Genomic DNA, 25002 nt, shown 5'->3' with positions numbered 1-25002 from the left:
TCAGGCTCCCATCAAGAGGCCAAGGTGCTTGTACGCCCGCGCGGTGGCCACGCGGCCGCGCGGGGTGCGCTTCAAAAAACCGCGCTGGATGAGAAACGGTTCGTAAATATCCTCGATGGTTCGCACTTCCTCGCCCACGGCCACGGCCAGGGTCTTCACCCCCGCCGGGCCGCCGCCATAATGATGGATGAGCACTTCCAGGAGCTTGCGGTCCATCTGATCCAGCCCGTGCTCGTCCACATCCATGCGCTCCAAAGCCACACTGGCGATATCCTTGGAAATAACGTCCGATCCTTGCACGACGGCAAAATCGCGCACGCGTCTGAGCAGGCGGTTGGCGATGCGGGGGGTGCCGCGGGAACGGCGGCCGATCTCCAGCGCCCCGTCTTCCTCCACCGTGGTTTGCAGGATGCGCGAGGCCCGTTGCACGATTCGCGCAAGCTCCTCAGGGCTGTAAAACTCCAGGCGCAGCAACGCGCCAAAGCGGTCGCGCAATGGCGAGGTGAGCAGGCCCAGGCGCGTGGTGGCCCCCACCAGGGTGAAGGGCTCCAGATCGATCTTCACCGTGCGGGCCGCAGGGCCCTGGCCGATGATCAGATCGAGGCTGAAATCTTCCATGGCCGGGTAGAGAATTTCCTCCACGGCCGCGGGCATGCGGTGGATTTCGTCCACAAACAGGATGTCGTTGCGGGAGAGATTGGTCAGGATGGCGGCCAAGTCCCCGCCGCGTTCCAGCACCGGGCCGGAGGTGCAGACCAGATTCACACCCAGTTCCGAGGCCATGATCCGGGCCAGGGTGGTCTTGCCCAGGCCGGGGTTGCCATAAAAGAGAGTGTGGTCCATGGCCTGGCCGCGCTCGCGGGCAGCCTGCAGGTACACCGCCAGATTGGCCCGAAGCTCTTCCTGGCCGATGAAATCCTCAAGCCGTTGCGGGCGGATGTGGTCGTCTTGGCAGGCGATTTCCATGGGCTACTTCTTCACGAGCCGCTTGAGCACGGCGCGCAGGGCGGCGGTAACGTCCAGATCCGGCTCCTCCTTCAGGACAGCGTCCAGCACGGGGCGGATCTCTTCTTCCACGTAGCCCAGATTGGTCAGGCCCGTCAATGTATCCCTGTACACTGCTGATTTTCCAGCAAGAACAGGAGAAGTCGCCGCGGTCTTGCCCTTGCGGCCGGCCGGGGCCTTGAGTTTGTAGGACAGCTCAAAAAAGATGTGCTCCGCGCTTTTCTTGCCAATGCCCGGCACCACGGTCAGGGCGCTGGCTTCCTGCTCCAGGACCAGGCGGCGCAGGTCCTCAGGGCTGAACACGGCCAGGATGTTCACCGCCGTCTTGGGGCCCAGGCGGGCAATGGAGATGAGCAGGGCAAAGCAGTCGCGGGTGTCACGGTCCTGGAAGCCGAAAAGCTCCAGGGCGTCTTCCCGGACGATGGTCTGGACGTGCAGGGACGCCTCGTGCCCCAGGCGCAGGCCGGCCAGTACCGGGGTGGGACACACCAGCTCGTAGCCCACGCCGCCGGAGGTGAGGATGACGCAGGATTCCTCATCCACGTGCAGAACGACGCCCTGGAGGTAGGCGATCATGGCTCAACCCTCGTTCTCTCAGTGTGCGCGGCCAGACGGGCGAAGCGGCGGTGGTTCAAATGACAGACGGCCACGGCCATGGCGTCCGTGGCGTCCTTGGCAAAGGTCCCACGGCAGGCCAGGACGCGCTGGACCATGAAGGCCACCTGTTCCTTGTCTGCCCGGCCCGTGCCCACCAGGGTTTTCTTGACCACCGAGGGCTCATAGCCGGCCACAGCCAGGCCATGCAGACCGCAGGCCGCCAGGATGGCCCCCCGCGCCTGCCCCAGGATCAGGGCCGTGGCCGCGTTCTTGGCCGTGAAGATTTCCTCCATGGCCGCCTCGTCCGGCGAGAAACGGTCGATGAGATCAGTCACCCCCCGGAAGAGCCGGGACATGCGCAGGGACATGGCCGCGGACGGGTCTGGCCGGAGGGTGCCGGCTTCCACCAGGGTGGCCTTGCCGGAGCACTCCTCCACCACGGCATACCCCGCCACGCGGCTGCCGGGGTCGATGCCGAGAACGCGGATCATGCGGCGCTGCCCGCGAAGTGACGACCCTGTCTCATTATAATAGACTAGAAGGGCACATCGTCCATGCCGCTGGCTTCGGAGGGAAAGGCCGGGCCGAGGTCTTCCTCCTGCTGCTGAGGCGCGGGCTGGGGCCGGCGCTGGGGCTGGCCGCCCTGGGGACGATTCTGCTGCGGCCGTCCGCCGCCCTGCTGATAGCCGCCGCCTGGGCCGCCTGGGCCACCCTGATACCCGCCACCGCCCTGGTAGCCGCCGCCCTGCTGGGGCCGTCCGCCACCGCGCTGACCGGGAGGCGGGGGGAAGCCGCCGTCGTCGGCGTCCATGGCAGGGCCGGCGCCGTCATACTGCTCGCGGGCGCCCTTGGGGTCCAGGAACTGCACGCGCTCGGCCACCACTTCCGTGCTTTTGCGCTGGCTGCCCTGCTGGTCCTGCCACTTGCGGGTCTGCAGGCGGCCTTCCACAAACACCAGGGAGCCCTTGCGCAGGTAGTTGGCGCAGTTTTCGCCTGAGCGGTCCCAGACAACGATATCGTGCCACTCGGCGCGATCCACGCGGTTGCCGTCGCGGTCCATATAGGACTCGTCCGTGGCGATGGAAAAGTTGGCCACGGGCTTGCCTTGCTGGGTGTAGCGCAATTCCGGATCCCGGCCCAGGCGGCCGATGAGCATAACCTTGTTGAGGGTGGGCGCCATGGGGAACTCCTTTGCGGGCATGCCGCTCTCGGCCGGGGTGGGAGGCGCCAACCCCGGCACTCCCTGTCCCGTCCGGAACAGAATTATCGATGCGTCAACTCAGCCGGCAGGCTGGAGGTGCTAATCGGGCACTGGCGTGGCCATGGGCTCCAGTTCGGCCAGCGCGTCTTCCAGCTGGTTGGAGAAGGCGTTGGCCTCGGCAGGTTTCCAGTCGGCCAGGGCATTTTCCAGGCTGCGTTTGCGGCTTTTGGCCACGGCGAGCGGTTTTTCCAACGCGGCCTTCACCTCTTTGGGGTGCTTCCCAAAAGCGAGGGCTTCGTCAAGGGCGTCTACCAGTTCCAGCACGCCTTTTTTCGGCTGCGGTCCCGTGGCCGGCACGGCGCCCCAGGCCAGATGATGCAGCCGGGGCCAGGCCCGCTCCACGTCTTCAGGTTTGTACGTGTAGGCCGTGACGATGACTTGCAGATACTTGCCCATTGCCCTCCTCCCGTGTTGCGCCTAGCCTTGCTCCTGCCATTCGGTCTGCACGCGGACGATGACGTCCTCAATGAGCGGCAATTGCTCCGGCGGGCAGACGCCCACCAGCGGCTCGCCGGCGTCCACGTTCTGGTTGTGCTGGAAGTAGACCGCGTAGATGACCCCCTCCGGCCCCTGGTAGCTCACCGGCGCCTCGCGCTTCATGCGGGACATGATGAACAATTCCAGGCCTTCATGCACAGTCACCGAGCGCGAGCCCGAGGCCTTGACCTTGAGGTCCACTTCCGGGGTGAAGTAATACTTGGCCCGGTCCGGTGCGCGGAAGAGGTACAGGGCCTGCTTGAGGATCATCTGCAGGACTTCTTCCTTGGACAGATAATGCCGGATGCGGGCGATGGGCGTGCCGGCTTCCACGAAGCTGCCAGCCAGATCCGTGGCCAGCCAGGCCAGGTCGCCGCTTTGGCAGGCCCGGATAGGCTTGGTATTGCGCTCGCGCTCCAAAGAGGCCAGCGCGGTGCCGGGGGTTTCCTTCCACATGCCTCGCGGCCCGTGGACCTTGGCGCCGGGGGAGATATCCGGGAAACTGAGCACGCCGGTGTGCGGCGTGAGGATGTCTATTTCCTCGAAGGGAGAAGCCTTGATTTCTTCCAGGAGGGCGGTAACGTCGAGCATGCTCCTGGCCTCCTAGCGGTAGTACAGGTTGCGGCCGCCCATGGTGAGCAAAGCCTGAATGCAGTTGCCGCGCAGTTCCCGACGGTCCCAGATGCCCTGGATATGCCCGCGGGAGAGCGCCCGGTACGCGCGATGGTAGTCCGGCGGAATGTCCAGGCCGGTGGTTTCCTTGATGACCCCTGGACCGGCAAAGCCGATGTTGGCCGAGCGCACGCTGAACTGGTACGGCGAGCAACCCAGGAAGCTGGCCACCGGACCGGCGTAGGAATTCGTATCGTAGATGACCATGTACAGCCCGCCGGCATCGATGTACCGGCGCACAGCCATGGTGCAGCGGGGCATCTGGATGACGCCGTTGGTGCCTTCCTGGATGCGGATCCCGGCCGTGCCGTGGACGTAGGCGATGAAGGGGAAGCGCTTCTTCAAGGCCCGTTCGGCAGCCTGGAAGAACTTTTCGCCTTCGGCCGCGCCCACAGAGCCGCCGCGGAAGGTGCCGGTGAGCATGGCCACCACCACGCGGGTATTGTCGATGCGGGCCTCGAAGGTGCGGCAGCCGCTCTTCATACCCGTGCGCTTCTTGGCCTCATCGAGTTTGGCGTCCAGACCGGGATACCCCAGGGGGTTGCCAGCCTCGATTTCGGCGTTGAACTCATAGATTGAGCCAGGGTCGCAGATGTTGTTGACGAACCACTGCGGCTCCATGGGGAAGTGGTGCCCGCAGTAGCTGCATACACCAGCCTGATCGCCGTAGAGATCCGGGGCCCAGAGGTCCAGGCAGCCGTGGCTCACGGCATTGGGGCAGGTGATGGCCTTGTCTTCCTTGGCCTTGGGGCTCACCCAGCGCCAGCCGCTGCCGGCAGCGGGGTCTTCCCAGTAGGAAAGCTCGGTCAGTTCCTTGGCCTTGCCATGGTTCAGGCCGGGCTTGGAGTTGAACATGGCGCGGATGGCCCGCCAGGGCGAGAGCAGCTTGCCCACCACATACTGTACCTCCGCGCCCACCTCTTCCAGCGTGTGCACCACGACCTTCTGATGCTTGCGCAGAAAATCGTACTTGAAGAACGAGTAGACGCTCCAGCCCACGTCCTGCACGCCGGCCATGAACTTTTGCTTTGCCGGCCGGGTGTCCCGGGAGGCCCACCGGCTCATGCGGGCGTGGCGGGCATAGCGCCGGGCCAGGAGATCTTCCTTGGCGCCGGTGTTGAGCGCCCAGCGCACGTAGAAGTTCTCGGCGGTGTAGGAACCCTGCTTGCGGCGGCGCTCCATGCGGCGCACGCCCATGGCCCGGAAAAACTTGATGCCTTTGAACTTGAGGTAGACTTCGTCCGTGGCGGCCACCACTTCCTGGCGCAGCATCTTGAAGAAGTCATAATGCTCGGGCCGAGCGCCCAGCGGAGGCTCCTGGATGATGCGATCGATGTAGCCGAAGCGGACGTTGTCGTCGGCGGTGATCTTCAGATTCTTGGCACAGGCCTCGATGAGCTCCGGCGTGGCGCGCTGACCATCGCGCAGGCGGCCTTCGATGGCTGCCCCACCCTCGGGGGAGATGACGGAATAGTAGCCGTGGGAGAGCATCAGCCGCATGTCTGCCAGGGCAATGGCCTCGGCCCCGCCGGACCCGCCTTCGGAGAACACCGCCACCACCGGCACCTTGAGGGCGGACATTTCATACAGATTCTTGGCAATCTGCTGGGCCGCGCCGGGATAGTCCTCGATGGGGTAGGCGCCAGGGGTGAACACGTAGGTGTGAATCGGGATGTTCTCCGTTTCAGCCACCTTCATGTAATGCAAGGCCTTGGCGTTGCCCCAGGGCTTGACCGAGCCGCCATTGCGGAATTCCTGCCCATGGCCTTTTTCCTGCCCGATGACCATGACCGGCTGGTGCACGGCCTTGCCTCGGGAGCGGCGGGTAATGTAGGCCCGGGCGATGACGATGGAGGGGTCGATGGAGTATTCGTCCTGCCCGCCGATCTCGGTATAGTTGTCGTAGACGTTTTCCAGAATATCCTTGAGGCAGATACGCTGCGGATGGCGCACGATACGCACGCGATCCATGGGCGTCAGGGCCTGTTCGAGCTGTTTTTCAGAAAACTCGAAGAGCTCTTCCAGGGTTTCCAGGGCCTTGATGCGGCGTTCCTGAGTCCAGTTGCGCTCCAGGGTCTGGATTTCCGCCAGCTCGGAGGCCAGCAGGCGGGTATGGTCGTTTTCTCGATGGCCGAGGATGTCCTGGATGTAACGCAGGCGATCGGCCAGGATTTGCAGTTTTTTATCGGTATCCATGCGCGGCTCTGTATGACGTGCTGTGCGTGATGGGCGAGGCCGGAAGGCAACGCGTGAACAGGGCTAGAATTCCAGGATGCTGTCTGTCCTGGCGCTCAGAAAGGCCAGGTTGGACTGCATGGCGCCGCCGGCGTTGTCGCGGCCTTCGAGCACCGTGTGCTTGAGGAACTCCTTGCCCCTGGCCTTGGCCTCGGCCAGGTCCGCCCCCCAGATGATGGCCAGGGCGAGGTTGGGGTCGTATTCCGTGGGGATGTCGTAGGCGGTGTCCGGGTCGGACCAGGTGGGCACCTGGGTGTGCAGGCGGACCCAGTCCCGCCTGGGGGTTTCGAACCTGGTAATGCGGCCGACCCAGGGCGTGAACTTGTTCTCCGGGCATTCCGCAATGATGCGGTATTCAATGCCCACCCCTTCAAAGACGATGTCGTCCTGGGTGTAACCCATGGGTTCGCCCAGCCCCATGCGGATCTGCTCGGCGATGATATCCACATTGGACTCAAGGCCGCTCTTCTTTTTGATGCGGCTGATCATGGCCGAGACACCGTTCTCCACCTGGATGCGGGTGTTCACTTCCATGAGGAACGGGTTCCCCGTGGGTGTGACAATCCATTCCCAGGTGCCGACGTTGTCGTACTTCACCTCGCGGGCCATGGTCAGGGAGTGCTGGGTGATCTCTTCCAGGACCTTGGCCGCGTCGAAGTTATAGGCAATGGTGGAAGGATCGAAGCCGGGGGCGATTTCAATGCGCTTCTGCCGGCCCGTGGACTGCACGGTGCAGTTGCGGGTGCCAAAGTGGGCCACGTGGCCATGCCTGTCCGCCGCCACCTGGACTTCCAGATGGTTAAAGGTGTGCACACGCTGTTCGATGAGCACGCCTTCGTCGCCGAACTGGCGTTTGGCGTAGTTGCGGATGCGGCGATACACAGCGCGGAAGAGGTCGATATCATGGACTTCTTCAATACCCATGCCTCCGCCACCGGCCGAAGCCTTGACCAGGACCATGGGCCGCTCGATCCCCTGCTCCGCCTGAAAGGCAAAGAGGCTCTCGGCAATTTCCTCGGCCTCAAGCTCATCATAGATGGGCTTGTCAGAACCGGGAACAGTGGGCACGCCCAGGGCGCGGGCCAGCCGCTTGGTGTTGATCTTGTCGCCCAGCTCGCGGATCACCCGCCAGGAAGGGCCGATGAAGATCAGCTTCCGGGTGCGTTCCGTCACCCGGCGGGCAAAGCGGAAATCCTCGGCAAAAAAACCGTACCCGGGATGCACGGCCGTGGCGCCAGTGGCGTCGGCCACAGCCATGAGCTCGTTGGCGTCCGTATAGGAACTGATGCGGCAGACGGCCTCATCCCCGCCCAGTTTTCTGGCCAGGGCCACGTGTCCGCAATGCACATCCACCGGCGTGTACACGCAGACGAATTCCACCCCGAGCTTTTTGCAGGATTCAATAATCCTGACGGCGATTTCCCCACGATTGGCCACAAGGACCTTGTGCGTATCCACCAATTCTCGCTCCACTCTGCCGGACCGGCGGCATGAGGGCCGGTCACGCGCAATTCGGTTGTATTTTCGAGACATGAACCGCCGCGATACGCGGCGGCAGCACGGCATGGGGGCATGCCGTCTTCCTGCCGGAACGGCAGGGGCGCAAGGCAGGCGGAGGCTAGCGGTCTTCTTCCTGAACGTGCCTGAGGGCAATGAGCCGCTTCTGCACTTCCAGCACCAGCTTGTCCAGCCGGCTTTCCTTGCGCGGGTCCAGCTCCTCAAAGGTACAGCCCGCCTCGCCATTGGCGAACAGGCGGCGCACCTTGGCGAAGAGCCCGGCAATGTACAGCTTCTTGTTCAACAACAAGTCGCAGGCAAACACTTCTCCCCAGGCCAGCGCGCCTTCGGGCACCTCGTGCAAGGCGATGCCAGAGGCAGAGATGTCACTCACAGCCACGGACATGTTCAACTTGGGGATCCACAGCTCCAGGCCCGTGGCCCGGACACGGTACGCCTTGCGCTTGTTCTCGCCCTCTTCCGGCATTTCTATGGAAAAATCGTCCTGCTCCATGACCGCCCCGACCTCAAGGAATGTGTTGAGGATGGAATCCAGACTGAAAGGAAGCCACGCGCCACCAACTCCAGCCCTGGCGGATGGCTGCTGATACCCCAAAGGGCCGCGGCAGGCAAGCGGCTTTCAGGCCCTACTTGCCGACCTTTCGTTCCAACACGAACTCCACGCGCCGGTTCATGGCCCGGTTTTCTGTGTTTGTGTTGGGCACAATGGGCTCCAGCTCGGCCAGCCCCGTGGCCGTCATGCGCTTGGGCTCCACGCCCTGCTCCAGCAGGATGCGCAGCACATTGACCGCGCGCATGGACGAAAGCTCCCAGTTGTCCTGAAAGCGACCGCCCGGCGCAGGGGGGACATCGTCGGTGAACCCTTTGATATTAATGGTCTGATCAACATGCTGGATGAAGATGTCGCGCATTTCGGCAATGACCTTGCGCCCCTCGGCGCTGATCTCGGCAGACCCGGGCGCAAACATCACATCCGACGGCATGCGCAAGGTGATGTGCCCTTCATCAAAGACCGAGCTGACCAGTCCTTCCACCCCTTTGCGGTTCAGGAAGGTGCGGATTTCGGAAAACACCTGACGTTGCTGGGCCATGATCTGCTTTTGCAGCATCACGGTTTCCAGGATGGCGCCCTCCTCCGACTGCACCTTGGTGGTGAACACGCCGCTCTCATTCTTGCCCAGGGCACGACGCACGGACGTGAACGAATCGGTGAAGCGTTGCACGTCCAGGGTGGACATGGCGAACAGCAACACGAAAAAGGCAAACAGCAGAGTGAAAAGGTCCGCATAGGTAACGATCCACTCGGGGATCTCCTCGTCCTCTTCATCTGGCGGCGCCAGCAAGGAATCGCGATCTTCATCCATTGGTGTTGCTCACTCGCTCTTCGGGAGGAATGAAGGAAGAAAGCTTTTCATAGACCAGTCTGGGGTTGTTGTTCTCCAGAATGGATTTTGCACCTTCAAAAATGATGTTCAGCTGCACTTCTTCCTGCAATGTACGGGCCTTGAGCTTGCCCGCCATGGGCACAAAGAGCAGGTTGGCCAGAATGGAGCCGTAAAAGGTGGTCACGATGGCAATGGCCATGGCCGGTCCGATGGATTTCGGATCCTGCAGATTGGTCAGCATCTGCACCAGCCCGATGAGGGTCCCGATCATCCCGAAGGCCGGCGCAAAGGAGCCCAGACGCTTAAACACGGCGATGGAGATGTTGTGCTTGCGCTTCATGGTCGCAATCTCAATCATGACCGTATCCCGAATAAGCATGGGATCCGCGTTGTCAGCGATGAGCTGGCAGGCTTTTTTCAGGATGGCGTTTTCCGTTTTGATGCGCTCCAGCGCCACCAGCCCCTCGCGGCGGCTGATTTCGGCGATGCGCACCATGGTGCTCACCACTTCCTGCGGCTTGACCCGGCGGGCCATGAAAACCCGCATGCCACCAGAAAAGGCGCTCATCACCTCTTCCAGCGGGAAGGTCACCAGGGTTGCAGCAAAAGTGCCTCCAAACACGATCATGGCTGAAGGCGCGTCCAGAAAGATGGAGATGGAGCCGCCCATCAAGATGGCCGACACCACCAGGGCAAACCCCACTATGATACCGAAGAGCGTTGCAAAATCCATGGGAGGGGCCTATGGTCCGCCGGTGAGAAGTTCCATGTTCATTGCCTTCGCCTGTAATTGGCGCCGCTCGGCGAGGCGCCTCCCCTCGCTTCCACGGTGAATCCTATGCAAAATACGGAAAAAGTAAAGCTTGCACTCGATTATGTTTTCAACAATTTGCCTTCCAACACACCTCGCGCGGCCTGGGCTGTTATTCTTGGGACAGGCTTATCCGAGGCCATGGACGGCGTTGAAGTCATTCATCAAATTGATTTTGCAGACATTCCGGGTTTTCCCCCTGCCACGGTCACCTCACATCAGGGATGTTTCTCCCTGGCAAAACTCCGCAACACGCACGTGTGGCTGCAATGCGGCCGCCTGCATCTCTATGAGGGCCATTCGGCCGGCGAGGTGGCCTTGCCCGTGCGGGTGCTGCATGGCCTGGGAGTCCGGCGGCTGTTGCTGACCAATGCTGCAGGCAGCCTGAACAGCACCTGGGAAGCTGGCGACCTCATGCTGGTGGCCGACCACATCAACCACACCGGCCACTCACCGCTGATGGGCCCCAACGCAGAGGCCTGGGGCGACCGGTTTCCTGACATGACCGCCGTCTACTCACCCGCCATGCAGCATCTGCTCCTTGATGCCGCCAAGCGCTGCGGCATCCGGCTCCGGCGTGGCGTGTACATTGGCGTGCACGGCCCGGAAATGGAAACTCCGGCCGAAACCCGCATGTACAAGCGCCTGGGCGCGGATGCCATCGGCATGTCCACGGTGCTGGAGGTCATTGCAGCGCGCCATCTGGACATGGAAACCGCGGTGCTCAGTGTGCTGACCAACACCAACCTGCCAGGCAACATGGCCCCGGCCAGCCTGGAAGACATCATCGTCGTCGCCAAGGCCGCCTCCAGGGATCTGGCACACATCATCCTGGAGGTGGCCCCTGTGCTCGGTGCTGCAGGTCCGCTGCCGCAGGCCGATTCGCGCGGCTGATCCGCCCCAGGGGTGCATGCCGGCCGGTAGCACCGAGCGACGCACCGGCCGCGCGGCAGCTCCCGTGATTGCACAGGAACCGCCGCAAGGTCGGCGCAAGGTCGGCACGCGGCCGGCGCAAGGCCGGCATGGCGGAGACTACTCGATGAGATCTCCAGGCCGCACGCGCAGAATCACCAGCTCGCCAAGCCCAAAGCGCTTGTGCAGTTCGGACTTGATAGGCACGATATCTTCGCGATGCTGCCGCGATCCGATCATGACCCGATAATGCAGGCCCTTGGCGCCCAGATCCGCCTCCATCAGTTTGGCGTCCACGCCGCGCTGACGCAGTTCGTTGGCGCGCTGAACAGCCCGATCCTTGGATTTCCAGGAACTTTCCAGCAACGAATAGACCGCAGCCTCCCCCGGACCCGGCGTGGGCGAACTGCGGCGGGCGGGCTGGCTGTTGGCGCCGTTCGATACGGCGGCAGAAGGGCTGGCAGGCTTCTCGGGCTTCTCGGATGTCCCGACCGGCGCAGTGGACGCCTGCGCGGCTGGCAGACTTGCTGGCGCGGGAGTAGGAGGTTGCTCTTTTTGTTGTTTATTCGCAGCTTTGGCAAGAGACGCCGGCAACACTGGCGTGGAGACGACATACTCACCGCCAGAGGGGGGCAACGCAGGCGTGGCGTTGACTGGCGCTGCCGCGGGGGGGGAGGCTGGCGCCATCGTCCGGGATGATGGCGCAACAGTGGCGTTAGCAGCGGAACTCTCTTTTGCACCGGACTTGCCTTGCGGGGAAGATGCCTCTGCCGGAGCGGAGCGAGACGCAACAGATTTGTCCGCGGCTCCGACACCAGAGGCCCCGGAGGTGGCAGTCGCATTGCCGGCAGTCGCATTGCCATGATCCGATGCGAATTTTCTGGCTGACTCGACTGTCGATGCTGGCGCAGCCGCGGTGCGGGTGCCGCTGCCGGCCGTGGCGTTGGCGCCAGCCGATGCGGCAGTCGCATTGCCGGTCGCCGCGGCAGGCGCAACGGGCCTGGCCGCCGTGGCATTGCCAGAGGCGGCCGGGGACGGGCGCAGGTCCGTGGCATTGCCAGCCGGTTCCGGGTGCGCGGCTGCAGCCGCTGGAGCCTTTTCCGGCTTTCCGGACTTCTCCTGCGATGCCGCACGGCTGGGCAGATGGGTGATGGAATACGCCGCAGGGTTGGAGGGAGGGGTATCCAGGTCCAGAATTTCCATGTCCGAAGACAAGGGATCCAGGATGGTATCCGGGGTTTTTCGCGGCACTGTGCGCGCTGCAGGCGCGCCTGCCCCGGCATCCCGGGCTTCCAGCTGGGCCAGATCCTGTACCGGCGCGGCGGGGTCCACATCCTGCCCCCGTTCACGCAACGCGAGGGCGCGATTCAAGGCTCGGCGGATGGTGTCGCCGGCCATCAGCTTGTTCTCCTCGCCGGCCAGGGCCAGGGTTTTGTCCTTCTCCGCCATGGCCTGGGATCGTTTGTCCTGCAATCTGTAGAGCACCGTCAAAAAGGCGTGCGGCACCCAGTGGGTGGGCGCCAGCTCGGCGGCCTGCTCAAAAGAAAGGGTTGCCTCATCAAAGCGTCCCAGTTCAAAGCTGGCGTAGCCGGCCCCCTCATGCGCAATGGCCATGCGGGGATCCGCCGCGATGGCCATCCGGAACGCTTCGAGCGCTTCGGGCCATTTTTTCAGGGCAAAATAGGCATTGCCCAGCCGCCACGAAGCAGAGGCTTTGGGCGCGCCGGCTGCGAGGGCTTTTTCAAACTGCGGGATGGCCGCCTGGGCCATGTTGTTGGCCATGTACTGGTCGCCCAGGCGTTCCGTATCTGTGGAAGGAGGCGGCGGTTGCAGGGAGCTGGTTTGGGCCGCCTGTTTGGAAGTCGTCTTGCACCCTCCCAGGGCCAGGGCCAGCACCAGGATGGCACTGACCAGAAACGCCATGGCCAGCCGCCAGGCAAGCCGGCCGGATTGCCGCGGAGCACGCTCCACAGACAATCCGGTCGACAGCGGCAGTGTCTCGTGATTGCGCATGCCGAGAGTCCGCAGGCCCTACTGGGCCATGCCCTGCTCGACCTGCTTGAGCAGGGAGATGGCTTCCTGCAGCTTGGCGGCTTCGGCTTCGCTGTCCACATCCTTGGCCAGGAAATCCGCCTTGCTGGCCATTTCCTGGATCATGGCCCGGACCACCAGACGGCGGGTGCGGGCGGGCAGGGATTCCAGGGCCGCCATGCGCAGCTCCACGCTGCCGAGCTTGGCATCCAGATCGGACACCTGGGAGCGCACCGCGTTCAGGGCCTGCACTTCACTGGTCAGCCCTTTGATGTCCCGGGCCAGGAAAAAGTAGCTCACCGCCATGACCAGCACCAGCGTAAGCGAAATAAGCAGCGCCATGCGGCCCATGTCACTCTGGGTCTTTTGCGGGGCGGGCTGGAGCGCAGCCTCTGCGACGTCTTCTTCCAAGGCCTCCTCGTGGACGGCATCAGCCTCATGCACGGGCTCTTCCTGGGCGGCCTGCTCCTGCTTGAAGGGAACCACTTTCTCAGCGGCGCTTTCCATGAGAATCTCCTTGCGGGGAAGTGTGGGTGATGGGGACGAGGCGCCCTGGCGCCCGTCAGCGCCCATCTATAGAACGGCGATGCGTCGATGCGCAAGCCCACGGCGCCGCATTCGCCGCGCCATTGTGCACTTGTCCGCCTCAAGGCTTGCGCAGTGTGGCGGTTTGATATACTAACCATTGAAAAATACAGGCCAACACGGCACTTTGAGCAAAGGCCTTTTTCTTTCTCCACACGCCATGCTGGGTGTGGAAGGCGCTCCGCGCTTTCTGCAGGCTGTTTCCAGCCGGCGAACTCATCAAGAGGCTCGCATGCCCCACCAGTGCATCACCATTGCTACTGACAATGAAGCAGAGGCCATGGAGAAGGCGTGCCTTGCGTTCGACGCCCCAAAACAGCATATCCAGCTGACCCTGAAAGCCCCGGGAAGCTATGAAGCCTGCCAGGTGCACGGCGACGCCAGCATTGACATTGCCCTCAGCGAAGACCAGATGGAAGCCGTCGTGGCCGGCTATTCCCCGGCGTTTGGCAATGGTGCGGCCATCAGCGCCGGCACCTTTGTCAAGGCGCTCACCAAGGCCGGCGTCCGGGTGCCCCCTGTGCCCACCACCCTGCAGCTGTGCTTGGAGCAAGCCCAGGCCGGCAAGGATATCCGCGGCACTGTCCTCGTCCGTGGCCGGCAGCCGGAAGATGCCCGCGATGCCACCGTTGTTCCCATTGGCGACTGGAACTACCCGGTGCTGCCGCATGTGGAGTTTGGCACCGTCACCGCCAAAGCTGCGGCCAAGGCCGGCATGACCGTCACCGGAACACCCATTCCCGCGGCAGTGGAAGGGCCCGGCAAGTCCATCGAGTTCCCGCCAGACAGCAACTGCCGCCTGGACCAGCGGACGCTCACCGTCCGCAGTGAAACCTATGGGCTGATCGACCTGCAAGGCACCTCGCTTCAGGTCAAACCATGGGTGACGGTAAGTGACGACGCCATGCAGGTCACCGGCGTGGTGCATCATCGTGACAGTACCGGAAACGTCCTCACCCGCGAGCGCATGCAGGAGGTGCTGGGCACCCTGGGCATCACCGCCAGGATTGACGCCATCACCTATGAGGCGGCCTGGGCCAAGGCCCGGGAAACCAACCACCCCACCAAGAACGTTCCACTGTGCAAAGGCAAGCTCCCGGTGCATGGCCAGGACGGGTTCTTTGAATTCCTGGCCCAGGACGAGCGCAGCGTGGTTGGCGTGCAAGATAAGACCGGTCGCATTGACTTCCGAGCCCGCGGCACCATCCGGGCGGTGGAACAAGGTTCGATCCTCGGGGTGTTGCACCCTCCAGTGCCCGGGGTGGCCGGCCAGGATGTACGCGGCCGCGCCCTGCCCTCCAAGGATGGCGCGCCCTGCCAGATTGTCGCCAAAGAAAATGTTAAAATTCAGCCAGATGGCGCAACTTACGTCGCAACGGAAAAGGGCGTGGTGGTCTATGCCCGGAACACCATTGCCGTGACGGATGTGTATGTCATTGAAGGCGATTTGAATATCAGCGTGGGCAACATCACCCTGGAGAAGGGGTCCGTCCATGTCCGCGGCGCGGTGTGGTCTGGTTTTTCCGTGGAAGTTCCCGGCAATATTCTGGTGGATCAGGTGGTGGAAAGTGCCAGGCTCGTTGCCGGCGGGTCCGTGTCGGTGCGTGGCGGGGTGATGATGGAGACCAGTGGCTTCATCAAGGCGGGTGGCGATGTGGCCGCCGTCTTTGCCATGAATGCCACCATCGAAGCCGGCGGGGACGTGCTCATCAAACACGAGCTGACCAACTGCAACGTCTCCACCGATGGCCGTGTCCTGGCCACGGAGGGCCGGGGCAAAATCGTGGGCGGCGTCATCCAGGCCGCGCAAGGCGTGGCTGCGCAGGAGGTGGGATCCGATCTTGGCGTGGAAACGATCATCCACCTTGGCCGCGAATCCCAGCGGGACCAGCAACGGACCGCACGCAAGCACGAGCTGGAATGCATCATCGACAAGATCTCGGCCAGCCTGGGCAAGGACTCGGACGCCGCCATCCTCAAACGCACCCCACCAGACAAACAGCCGACCATCGCCCGCCTGTTGCAGACCCGCAAAAACGCCGCACTGGAGCTGGCCGAGATTGATCGGGCCATCCTTGAAGAGCGGGAGGCACGTCGCGCTGCCTATTTGGCCACCAGGCTCAAAGTGAACAAAACGCTCTGGCCTGGCGTCATCATTCATGCTGGCGGCGTCACGCATCGCGTGGCCCATGCTGTCCAGCATTGCCAAGTCTACTTTGATCCAAGTGAAAAGCAGCTGCTCATGCTGTCTCTGTAATTCGCAGCCGCGAGGGGATTCACGACTTGCCCCCGGCCACGCCATGGTGTACAGCCATGTGGCGCGCGCCGTGGCCGTGTATTCGGACACTGGCGCCGTTTTCTGCGTGCACGGGCGTAGCCCAAGGCAGGCATAGAGCCGGAACCCCCTGGTATCTCGACACCTCGAATACTTCACCCCAGAGCCGTTCCCCGCGGAATGGCTGCACGAGGCCCTCAATGTACAAAGACAAGAAAGTGGTGGTGGTCATGCCTGCGTATAACGCGGCGCAGACCATTGTAAAAACCTATGAAGAAGTGATGCAGCAGGAAGTGGTCGATCTGGTCATTGTGGTGGACGACTGCTCCCGGGACGATACTGTGGCCGTGGCCAAAGAACTGCCAGCCACCTATGTGCACGCTCATGAAAAGAACAAAGGCTACGGCGGCAACCAGAAGAGCTGCTACCGCCTGGCCCTGGAACATGGCGCCGACATCGTCATCATGGTGCACCCGGATTACCAGTACACGCCCAAGCTTATCCCGGCCATGACCTCGCTTATTGGCAACGGCCTGTACCATTGCGTGCTCGGCTCGCGCATCCTGGGCGGCTACTCCCTCAAGGGTGGCATGCCCATGTACAAATACGTGGCCAACCGCTTCCTGACCTTGGCCGAAAACCTGCTGCTCAGCGCCAAGCTTTCCGAGTACCACACCGGCTACCGCGCCTTCTCCCGCGAGCTGCTCCAGGCCCTGCCCCTGGCTGCCAACTCGGATGACTTCGTCTTTGACAACCAGATGCTGGCCCAGATTCTGTACACCGGCGCACAGGTGGCGGAAATCAGCTGCCCCACCCGCTATGAGCCTGAGAGCTCTTCCATCAATTTCAAGCGCAGCTGCATCTACGGGTTCGGGTGCCTGGAAACCGGCCTGCTGTTCCGCCTTTCCAAGCTCAAGTGGGTCCAGTCCGCCCTCTTCCCCGCCGAACTGGATCACGCCAAACTGGCCTAGCCCGGCAACCAGACAACCACACAAAAAAACAGGCCCGCTTCCTTTCGGAGGCGGGCCTGTTTTTTTGCGTACAACAAGACGTAGCGGTTATTCCGACGCGCCCTTGCGGGTGGCTGTGAGGCTGATCTGCTGGCCGGACTTGAGCGTGATCGTCCCGCGCAGTTCATTGGGCGAAAAGAGCGAGCCCATGAACTGCGCCCCACTGGGCGGATGGACCCCGGCCACGGCCTGCGTATTAACAAACCCAAAGACATGATACTGTACGTTCTGCGAACCGCTCTGCATGGTCACCACACCGCTGAACGCGTTGGCCTCATTGTTGATAGGCGTGGGATCCTGCACCAGTTCTGCCCGGATGGTGGACATCAGCACCGCGCCTTCCCATACGCCGCTGATATCTGGCAGCGCAGGCGGGGCTTCCGACTCTGCCACCACCTGCGTGGGCGCCCCATGGCCTACGGCCTGACCGGCCAAGGCCGGCAATCTGCTGCCGGGCAGGCTGCAAAGACACAGGCCGCAAAACAGGGCCAACCGAATGAAAGTCTTGTGATTCATGCTGTATGCCACTCCAGATTCAGTGTGCATCGTGTTTCGCTGCAAGTTCACCCGCATTTCCCAAAGGAACCAACCGGATGTGCGCATCCACCGCTATGCCGGGAAACTCGTCCTCGTCCAGCAGGGCAAAGGTCCGGACTTTCTTCACATTGGTGCGGATTTGTTCACGATACGGTGCGAAAAATGGCGGGGTGACTGCGTACACATCCGGCAAAGGATCTGCCAGGGGAAGCGTGGCGTTGGTCACGGCCTCGCACACCCCGCGCAACGGGCCAAACCTGCCGGCCTGGCAGACAGGTATTTCCCGCACCGGCCAGTTGAAAAATTCTGACGCAAAATGCCGGCGATCCACCACGATCCAATCCACACCGTAGGCCGACGCAAACGCGCGCACCACAGCCGCATCTTGAGCATAATACGCCGCAAAAAAATCGTCCAGCCGTGGCGCCAGACGTTTCCAGAGCCCCACGCACCAGGGATGCGCCAGTTCAAAGGAAACGAGCACCTTGCGCTTGCCAAAAAGCAGTACGTTATCCATCAGAAACGGATGCCCGGCCAGGGTGGCGTTCTTGGGGAGGGCTTGCACCGCGTTGTAGAGCGCGGTGTCACGGGAATAGTCGTACAGGCCCTGCCCTTCCAAACGCCCCGCCCCGGCCAGGGCCAGACAGACCACCAGCGCAACCCCGACCTTTCTGCGTGCCATCACCGGCGCGAGGCACAGTCCTAGCATCAGGCAATGCGCGAGCGCGACGGAATATTCAAGATAACGTGATGGAACAAAGAGTTGCATCAGGAACATTCGCGCCACAGCATAGAGCAGCACGGAGGCGCCACCGAGACAGGCCAGCAGCGGCAGATGCGGGCGCAGGCAACGCCAAGGCGCGCGCAGGCCGCCCCATACCGCGACCGTGCCGAAGAGCAGCGTCACCAGGACCCCGCCGGCAACTCCCAGCGCCGACGTGGGCAGGAGGCGTTCCAGCGGCCCCCAAATGGCCTCCTGCAGCACGGAAGGCACCGGCAGGATGTGCAGTCGTCCGGCGGCGGTGAACTCCGGGCGGTCGGCCATGTGCAACCGATCCACCAACGGTCCGTACCCGGCCAGATCCAGTGCATGATTGAACTGCCACACGATTGCCGCGCTGGCCGCCAGGGCCAGCCAGTGCCACATATTCCGCGGAAAGGGGGGGCCGGCGACGCCTGCCAGCCGCGCTGCCAGCCAGCCCATGCCAGCAGCCATGGCGCTCAATACAGCCATGTAGGGAATGAACACCGCCTGGAGCAACAACGCCCAGGCCATCCAATTGCCGCGGCCTTTCATCCAGCTCAGACAGAACAGGGCCAGCAACGGACCATTGAACGCCCGCGCCAGGCCACCTGAGATATTCTGCAAAAAAAAGGGGATGACCCAGTAAACGCACACCAGGCCCCACCCTGTGGGGCTTCCGGCCAGCTGCCGGCCTATGGCAAACAGCAAGCCGGCCATGGTCAGGTACAAGGTGCCGGTCAGAATCTTGGTGAAAAGCACCGGCTCAACGATGAGATCTGCAGCCGCATACAGGCCCCGCACGCCGTAACTTACGTAATGGCGCGCAAAATCAGTCAACATATCATCAGGATACAACGCCGGATCCCGCCATTGCTGCATCCAGGCAATCTGCTGGCGTACATCATCGTTGACCACATATGAGGAAAGAAAGGCTTGGCGATGCGCCCATGCAAAGACCAGCGCAGTCATACTCAGCACAAGAATGAGTTCTTGCCACGCTGGCCGGCGGGCGTTCGGTGCAGCCGTCATACGCGTATGCGCTCCGGAATGGATGAACCGGTCAGGCCTTTGGCATCGGGATGTTTCAGCAGCAACGCGGCGGGAAGAGGAATGTCCTCCCGCCGCGCGCAATGAAGATGCCTGCCGCTCTGTGCAAAGCAGCCACACGCACTACGCAGAGCGCGCGTTGCCTGCAAGCTACTTGGCAAACGTGATAAACACCTTGAGCCCTTCCCGCAGCAGGAGCTCCGGGTTGGGTGCCGTCAGTTCCACTTCGTAGAACGTCGGTTGGTCAATGCCTTGGGTCGAAGGCGTCAGGTTGACACGGCTCAGCACCACGTCAAAGGTTTTGCCCGGCAAGGAAGGCAGGGTCATGGTGGCCTTGTCACCTGGCTTGATGCGTAGCGCTTCTGTTTCAAACACCTGCGCACGCACCAGCATGGGGTCCATCACGCCAATGAACATGGCCACGGTCCCGGCGCGCAGCAGGCTGTTTGGCCGCACATTGGGCGCCAGCGTGGTCACATGCCCGTCAATGGGGGACTTCAGCTGCACCACAGACGGAATCTTGTCCAGAGAGATCACATCGCCCAAAAGCGCCTGCAGCTGCTTCACGTCATCCTCAAGCAGCCGCTTCTTCAGGGCCAGCATTTTCTCAATGGGCTGGCGCTGCGCCTGCAGAGCTGCGAGAGCATTTTTGGGCTCATCCAGACGGGATTCAGGGATGAAATTCCCGGAGCGCAGGGACTGCAGCTCCTTCATCTTGGTTTTGCCCGAAAGGATGTCCGCATCAATGCTGGCCAGTCTGGCTTCCAGCTCTGAAATGGAGGTGGTGGAAACCCGGGAACGCAAGGATGACATCACTTCCGGAGTCAGCTGGTAGGTCAGCAGCACTTCCCCGCGCTTCACGGCCTGGCCGGGGCGAACCCGCAGCTCTTCCACTTCCCCATCAAAGAGGATGGTCGCATCGCGAGTCAGGGAGCTGTACACCTTGCCCTGGAACACAATGTCCTGGGCGGTCTTCATGAGAGAGGAACTGTTCTGTTCCTGCGCCCAGGCGGGCAAGGCCGCGATGGCGAACAGGAAAACCAGCAGTCCGAGGGTGGCTCTATTCTTCATTGTACACTGCGACATCCAGCATGGACGCGTGGAAGTCTCCGGATTTGTACCGCAGCTTGAGCACGGCGAGGTCGTAATCGTATTCCTTGGACAGTGCGGCCAGCCGGGCGCTCAAGTCACGTTCAACCGCGACGGAGAATTCGGGAAACCCGAGAGAGCCGGAGCGGTACATGATTTCAGCACGTTGACGTTCCAGACTGGCGATTTCCTTGGAACTGGCCATAACCTTCAATTCGTCGGCTGCACTGGCCACTTCGTTCTGGGCCTCGACAAATTCGTTTTCAAAATCAAGGGTCTTGATTCGATCTTTGGCTTTGGTTTGCACCACGCGTTTTTTTTCACGGATAACACCGCGGTACCGCTCACCCCAGTCCAACACAGGAATACTCAGCCCGATGCTGACAAGTACTTCGTCTGAGTTGGAGTAGGAAGAATATTCCCTGGAAATGTTGAAGGAATAGTCCGGCAAAAAGCGGGCGTAAGCCATGGTCACCCGGTAAGCCTGCAGCTCGCTGTCCAGCTGGCGCATCTGCATATCCAGGTTGTTGCTTTTGGCGGCTTCAAGGGTGATCACTCTGGGGTTGAACTCGCCGGTCACCTGCTTGACAGTGTCTTCAAGATTCAGTGTCAGGGGCTGATCCTGCGGCGCACCGAGGAAGCCCTTGAGTCGATCCAGGGACCGCATGTGAATGGCTTCATTCTTGCGCTTCTGGCTCACGGCGTTTTCGTATTGCCGCTCAGCCTGCATCACGTCCAGCGTGGAGCCATACCCGGCATTATACCACTGTGTGGCAAACGCCTTTTGCTGTCGCGCGTTATCGATAATTTCATCGTGAATAAGGGACACCCGGTTCCACAAATTCATGCTCAGATAAATCTGAGCCAGGGTGTAGAGGCCTTCGTCAATGGTTTTGACATGCTCCAGGGCAGCACGCTGAACCATGGTCTTGTAGGCATCGATGGAAAGATACGCTTCCAGCGGATCATAGTTCCCGAAGGAAAAAGACACGGAGAAAGGCGAGGAATCGCGCCCGTCGGGGTTGTTCAGCCGGATGCCGGTATTGACGTAAAAGTCTGGCAGCAAATCCATGCGCTTGTCCCAGACATCCAGACGCCGGACCTGGATTTCCACGCCGGAGGGCACAAAATACGGCGAGTTCTGCAGCGCAAGGCTCACGCATTCCTTGTACGACAACGGGTGCGAAGGAAGGGTCGCCAGCTGTCGATCGGAGTCCTTGCCGGCTGCCTGAACAGAATGCACCCCAAGGCACGACAGCACGACAAGCGCAAGAAGCGCCACGCGCGCAAACCGGGTGCACAGCCTGTTGCTGCGCCTCGCCAAGTCGGCAATGCCTGATACGCTGTAGGGGAAGGTGGACGAGTGCACGTTGCTGGCTCCTCAGGGCTTGCCCAATCTATGTTGCCGGGCTAATCCACATGACAGCGCCACCCATGGCAGCCTGCCAGTGCGGCCCCGCAGGCACAAACCTTCGGGGCGGTGGAAGCTACTGCTCATACAAATTTCCATCACGCAGATGCAGGGTGCGGGTACATTGTTCCGCAACCCCCGGATCGTGCGTCACCACAACCATCGCCGTATGATCCTCAGCGACAAATCGTTGAAAATGCTCCATTACCATCCGGCTGTGCTTGAGGTCAAGCTGGCCGGTCGGTTCATCGGCAAAGATGATGCTCGGCCGGTTCACCAGGGCGCGGGCAATGGAAACGCGCTGCTGTTCCCCGCCGGAAAGACGGTTGGCAGGGTGGTTGCGGCGATGCATCATGTTTACTTTGGCCAGGGCTTCATCAATCATTTCAGCCCGATCTTTACGCGGCACCCCGGCGTAGATAAGCGGGAACTCAAGATTTTCAAACACCTTCGTGTGTTCGAACAAGTTGCAGCTCTGAAACACAAAGCCCGCGAAGGTTCGCCGAAACTGGGCCTGCTCGGAACGCGTTAACCGGGCCACCTCTTGGCCTTTAACCTTATAGGAGCCGCCGCTTGGGGGCAAGAGCATTCCAAGGATGAACAGGAAGGTGGACTTGCCCATCCCCGAAGGCCCCATGATGGCCACCATCTCGCCAGGGAGCACGTCCAGATCAATCCCATTGAGGATCGAAATGACCTGGTTCCCGTTGGAGTAGGCTTTGGTCATGCCCCGCACTTGAATGACTGGTTCGATCATCTCAACCTTATTCATAGCGGATTGCGCTCACCACGTCCATGCGGCTGGCTCGAAGCGCCGGGAAGAATCCCGCACCAAGCCCAAGCAGCACAGTGAAGATGATGCTCATGAACGAATACAGGTACAACAAATCCCTGGGCGCCTGGCTTTTGAGCATCCAGGTGGCCAGTTCCACGCCGCCATAGCCCAGTCCCACCCCCAGAATGCCCGCGATGAACGAAAGCATCACGGCCTCGGTAATGAACTGCAGCATGATATCCATATCTTCGGCGCCCATGGCCTTTTTGAGGCCAATTTCACGCGTGCGGGCCTTGACGGCGGTCATCATACCGTTCCAGATACCAAACCCGCCCAGCACCAGGGTGGCCACGCTGGAGAAATAGACGAACAACTCCACCCACCACACAATGCGCTTGATGTGCTTGAGGGCTTCGGCAGCCACTTCCACCCGCAAAAACTCGGCTTTTTGCCGGTTGCGGACCGTGTTCAGAACGGTTTCGGCCACGGGTTGCACATCGTCCCAGGTGTCGCAACGGACGTACATCCGTTGCGGATTCACCTTAGGCCAGAAGTCCTGCATGGTGGTCAGGGGGATGTAGCCCCATTTGCCCCGGTCGGCGATGCTGCCGGCGTCCAGCAGGCCCACCACCAGATACATCATCCGGTTGATGATGACCCACTCACCCAGCACGTCCAGCCGGCCAAAGATTCGCATGGCCAGTTCTTCGCCCAGGACCACCACCCGCAGGCGTTTCTCCAGCGCTTCCTTGCCGAAGAATTCGCCCGCCTTGGTGCCAAGCCCGTTCACCCGCCAGTAGTCTTCGTCAACACCAAAGACTATCACGTCGGTGTCCCGGTTGCCGAAGGAGGCGTACGCCCCGGCCATATGGACCATGGTGGTCCCGTTCACACCTGGCAACTTGTCGACCACTTCCCGTGTATCCGGCGCAAAATATTCGGGCACATCCAGGCGGCTGAGCTGGGCGTCATCAAAAAAGACCTTGATGATGGTGGCGCCGCCCAGGAGGTCCAGGTCCTTGTTCAAGTTGCTTTTCACCTCGTCACCCATGGTCAGGATGACGATCATCAGCCCGGAGCCCAGGGCAATGGCCAGCAACACGCCAAGGTAGCGCTTTTGCTGGCGGATGACCTGACGCAGGCTGATGCGTATTAAGTCCTGAAATTGCAACATATTTCATCACAAAGCGACCGGAATCGACGATCGCAGGTAACACTCGTGGAAGAGCCTGACACATGACGTCATGCTCGCCCGCGTGCCGTCACTCTCCGGTTTGTTGACTCGCCCCTGCGGCTCAGGAAGCCACCGCTTCGGCGCCGGCATCGCCTGCTTCATGCAACGAAGTCTCCACCGCTCCATCCTGGATGCGGATGCCGTATTCCTTGGCCAGGGCTCCCAAGGCTTCGAGAACCTTATCCAGCTGCGCGTCGGTGTGGGTGCTCATAAAGGCAGTCCGAATCAAGGCCTTGCCCTTGGGCACCGCCGGGTAGATGGCTGGCAGTGCGAAGACACCCCGCTTGAACAGTTCCTTGGAAATGCGCAACGCTTTGAACTCGTCGCCCACGTGGATGGGAATGATGGGCGATTCGTTGTCGCCAAAGACCAGGCCGATCTCGCGGTATCCGTTGCGGATTTTGCGGGTGATTTCCCAGAGCCGGTCCACGCGCTCGGGCTCTTTCTCCAAAATATTCAAACACTCCAGGACGGTGGCGGCATTGGCCGCAGCCAGGGCGGCCGAGAAGATGAGGGTCTTGGAGTTGTTTTTGACGAAGGTCAGGGCGTCTTCGTGATCCGAGGCGATGAAGCCGCCAATGGAGGCCATGGCTTTGGAGAAGGTGCCCATGATGAAATCCACGTCGTCTACCACGCCGAAGTGCATGGCGGTGCCGTGGCCGCGCCCCAGCACGCCCAGGCCGTGCGCGTCATCCAAATAAAACACGAGTTCCGGGTTGGCGCGCTTGATTTTAATGAGCTCCGGCATGTTGGCCACATCCCCGGACATGCTGAACACGCCTTCGGTGATGAGGAAACAGACGGAATCCGGGTGGTTTTCGCGAGCCTGGGCCAGCCGGCGTTCGGCCGATTCCCGGGAGTTGTGCTCAAAATACATGATCCGCGCGCCGGTGTGGTTGCAGCCTTCCTGGATGCTGGCGTGATTTTCCTTGTCGAAAAGAATCACGTCATCCTTTTGCATCAGGCTGCCAAGGACACCAAGGTTGGTCAAAAAGCCCGTGGTATGCACCACTGCATACTTCTTGCCCACGAATGCGGCCAGACGCGACTCCAGCTCCTCGTGCAGGGTCATGTTGCCGGAAAGGAACCGCGAGCCACCAGGGCCCGTCCCCCAGCGCCGGACTGCGGCAATGGCCGCTTCCTGCACGCGGGGGTCATGGGTGAGCCCCAGGTAATCATTGGAGCCGGCCATGATCAGGCGTTGTCCATGCACCTCCACTTCTGTGCCAAAGGAGCGGTCAATGGGCTGAAAGTAAGCATAATGCTCTTTGGCCATGGGGCTTTGAATCAGACGAGTGAAGGCCTGGAAACGCTTGGAAAGCTTCATTGATGATCCGTATGCAGGCGGGAGGAGTTGGAGGTTCGCCACGCGCCGCCCCCCAGGCGGTCG

The 25002-nt window shown here is 61.7% G+C and carries 23 protein-coding genes; 3 read left to right on the top strand and 20 right to left on the bottom strand.

Annotated elements, in window-relative coordinates:
* The 11 genes from ruvB to ACYQ00_RS08705 all read right to left on the bottom strand — a co-directional run bounded on the left by ruvB (position 1) and on the right by ACYQ00_RS08705 (position 9883).
* Positions 1-966 carry a Holliday junction branch migration DNA helicase RuvB gene (gene ruvB / locus ACYQ00_RS08755; protein ID WP_460031758.1) on the bottom strand — a complete coding sequence of 322 codons (966 nt, stop codon included), beginning with the start codon at positions 964-966 and terminating at the stop codon, positions 1-3.
* A 3-nt stretch (positions 967-969) separates the two neighbouring features.
* Entirely contained in the window at positions 970-1581 is a 612-nt protein-coding gene (ruvA, locus tag ACYQ00_RS08750; protein ID WP_460031757.1) for a Holliday junction branch migration protein RuvA, read from the bottom strand.
* Positions 1578-2093: a crossover junction endodeoxyribonuclease RuvC gene (ruvC, locus tag ACYQ00_RS08745; RefSeq protein WP_460031756.1), complete on the bottom strand. Its 516-nt coding sequence runs from the start codon at positions 2091-2093 to the stop codon at positions 1578-1580. The genes ruvA and ruvC overlap by 4 nt, the downstream gene beginning before the upstream one ends.
* Positions 2094-2137: 44 nt before the next feature.
* Entirely contained in the window at positions 2138-2782 is a 645-nt protein-coding gene (locus ACYQ00_RS08740; RefSeq protein WP_460031755.1) for a single-stranded DNA-binding protein, read from the bottom strand.
* A 120-nt stretch (positions 2783-2902) separates the two neighbouring features.
* Positions 2903-3259, bottom strand: coding sequence for a hypothetical protein (locus ACYQ00_RS08735; protein ID WP_460031754.1), 357 nt, complete (start codon positions 3257-3259; stop codon positions 2903-2905).
* Between the two features lie 21 nt (positions 3260-3280).
* Positions 3281-3931 (bottom strand): biotin attachment protein, encoded by a 651-nt coding sequence (locus ACYQ00_RS08730; protein WP_460031753.1) that lies wholly within the window; start codon positions 3929-3931, stop codon positions 3281-3283.
* A gap of 12 nt (positions 3932-3943) precedes the next feature.
* Complete coding sequence (locus ACYQ00_RS08725; RefSeq protein ID WP_460031752.1) at positions 3944-6208, bottom strand: acetyl-CoA carboxylase carboxyl transferase subunit alpha/beta; 2265 nt, start codon at positions 6206-6208, stop codon at positions 3944-3946.
* Positions 6209-6271: 63 nt separating this feature from the next.
* Positions 6272-7705: a biotin carboxylase N-terminal domain-containing protein gene (locus tag ACYQ00_RS08720; RefSeq protein WP_460031751.1), complete on the bottom strand. Its 1434-nt coding sequence runs from the start codon at positions 7703-7705 to the stop codon at positions 6272-6274.
* A 160-nt stretch (positions 7706-7865) separates the two neighbouring features.
* Positions 7866-8258: a PilZ domain-containing protein gene (locus tag ACYQ00_RS08715; RefSeq protein WP_460031750.1), complete on the bottom strand. Its 393-nt coding sequence runs from the start codon at positions 8256-8258 to the stop codon at positions 7866-7868.
* Between the two features lie 133 nt (positions 8259-8391).
* Positions 8392-9129 carry an OmpA/MotB family protein gene (locus ACYQ00_RS08710; protein ID WP_460031749.1) on the bottom strand — a complete coding sequence of 246 codons (738 nt, stop codon included), beginning with the start codon at positions 9127-9129 and terminating at the stop codon, positions 8392-8394.
* Positions 9122-9883, bottom strand: a complete 762-nt coding sequence (locus ACYQ00_RS08705) for a motility protein A (protein ID WP_460031748.1) — start codon at positions 9881-9883, stop codon at positions 9122-9124. The genes ACYQ00_RS08710 and ACYQ00_RS08705 overlap by 8 nt, the downstream gene beginning before the upstream one ends.
* Positions 9884-9988: 105 nt before the next feature.
* Here ACYQ00_RS08705 and ACYQ00_RS08700 point away from each other — a divergent pair, with 105 nt between their 5' ends.
* Positions 9989-10855, top strand: a complete 867-nt coding sequence (locus ACYQ00_RS08700) for a purine-nucleoside phosphorylase (protein WP_460031747.1) — start codon at positions 9989-9991, stop codon at positions 10853-10855.
* A 138-nt stretch (positions 10856-10993) separates the two neighbouring features.
* On the opposite strand, the gene ACYQ00_RS08695 is transcribed toward ACYQ00_RS08700, so the two are convergent.
* Entirely contained in the window at positions 10994-12886 is a 1893-nt protein-coding gene (locus ACYQ00_RS08695) for a tetratricopeptide repeat protein (protein WP_460031746.1), read from the bottom strand.
* 18 nt (positions 12887-12904) lie between these two features.
* Entirely contained in the window at positions 12905-13411 is a 507-nt protein-coding gene (locus ACYQ00_RS08690; protein ID WP_460031745.1) for a hypothetical protein, read from the bottom strand.
* 310 nt (positions 13412-13721) lie between these two features.
* Between ACYQ00_RS08690 and ACYQ00_RS08685 the strand changes: the two genes are divergently transcribed.
* On the top strand, positions 13722-15746 hold the full coding sequence (locus ACYQ00_RS08685) for a FapA family protein (RefSeq protein WP_460031744.1): 2025 nt from the start codon (positions 13722-13724) through the stop codon (positions 15744-15746).
* Between the two features lie 218 nt (positions 15747-15964).
* Complete coding sequence (locus tag ACYQ00_RS08680; RefSeq protein WP_460031743.1) at positions 15965-16735, top strand: glycosyltransferase family 2 protein; 771 nt, start codon at positions 15965-15967, stop codon at positions 16733-16735.
* A gap of 87 nt (positions 16736-16822) precedes the next feature.
* On the opposite strand, the gene ACYQ00_RS08675 is transcribed toward ACYQ00_RS08680, so the two are convergent.
* From ACYQ00_RS08675 to ACYQ00_RS08645, 7 genes are all read right to left on the bottom strand, one after another.
* On the bottom strand, positions 16823-17290 hold the full coding sequence (locus tag ACYQ00_RS08675) for a hypothetical protein (protein ID WP_460031742.1): 468 nt from the start codon (positions 17288-17290) through the stop codon (positions 16823-16825).
* 19 nt (positions 17291-17309) lie between these two features.
* Positions 17310-19085 carry a hypothetical protein gene (locus ACYQ00_RS08670; protein WP_460031741.1) on the bottom strand — a complete coding sequence of 592 codons (1776 nt, stop codon included), beginning with the start codon at positions 19083-19085 and terminating at the stop codon, positions 17310-17312.
* Positions 19086-19253: 168 nt separating this feature from the next.
* Positions 19254-20174 (bottom strand): efflux RND transporter periplasmic adaptor subunit, encoded by a 921-nt coding sequence (locus ACYQ00_RS08665; protein WP_460031740.1) that lies wholly within the window; start codon positions 20172-20174, stop codon positions 19254-19256.
* Complete coding sequence (locus ACYQ00_RS08660) at positions 20164-21351, bottom strand: TolC family protein (protein WP_460031739.1); 1188 nt, start codon at positions 21349-21351, stop codon at positions 20164-20166. The genes ACYQ00_RS08665 and ACYQ00_RS08660 overlap by 11 nt, the downstream gene beginning before the upstream one ends.
* 328 nt (positions 21352-21679) lie before the next feature.
* Positions 21680-22330: an ABC transporter ATP-binding protein gene (locus ACYQ00_RS08655; protein ID WP_460031738.1), complete on the bottom strand. Its 651-nt coding sequence runs from the start codon at positions 22328-22330 to the stop codon at positions 21680-21682.
* 37 nt (positions 22331-22367) lie between these two features.
* The gene (locus ACYQ00_RS08650; RefSeq protein WP_460031737.1) at positions 22368-23552 is read right to left on the bottom strand and encodes an ABC transporter permease; all 1185 of its coding nucleotides are present in this window, start codon (positions 23550-23552) and stop codon (positions 22368-22370) included.
* A gap of 121 nt (positions 23553-23673) precedes the next feature.
* The gene (locus ACYQ00_RS08645) at positions 23674-24939 is read right to left on the bottom strand and encodes an aminotransferase class I/II-fold pyridoxal phosphate-dependent enzyme (RefSeq protein ID WP_460031736.1); all 1266 of its coding nucleotides are present in this window, start codon (positions 24937-24939) and stop codon (positions 23674-23676) included.
* Between the last annotated feature and the right edge of the window lie 63 nt (positions 24940-25002).

The organism is Megalodesulfovibrio paquesii (assembly GCF_054653055.1).
This window is presented reverse-complemented; position numbering and strand designations above follow the sequence as displayed.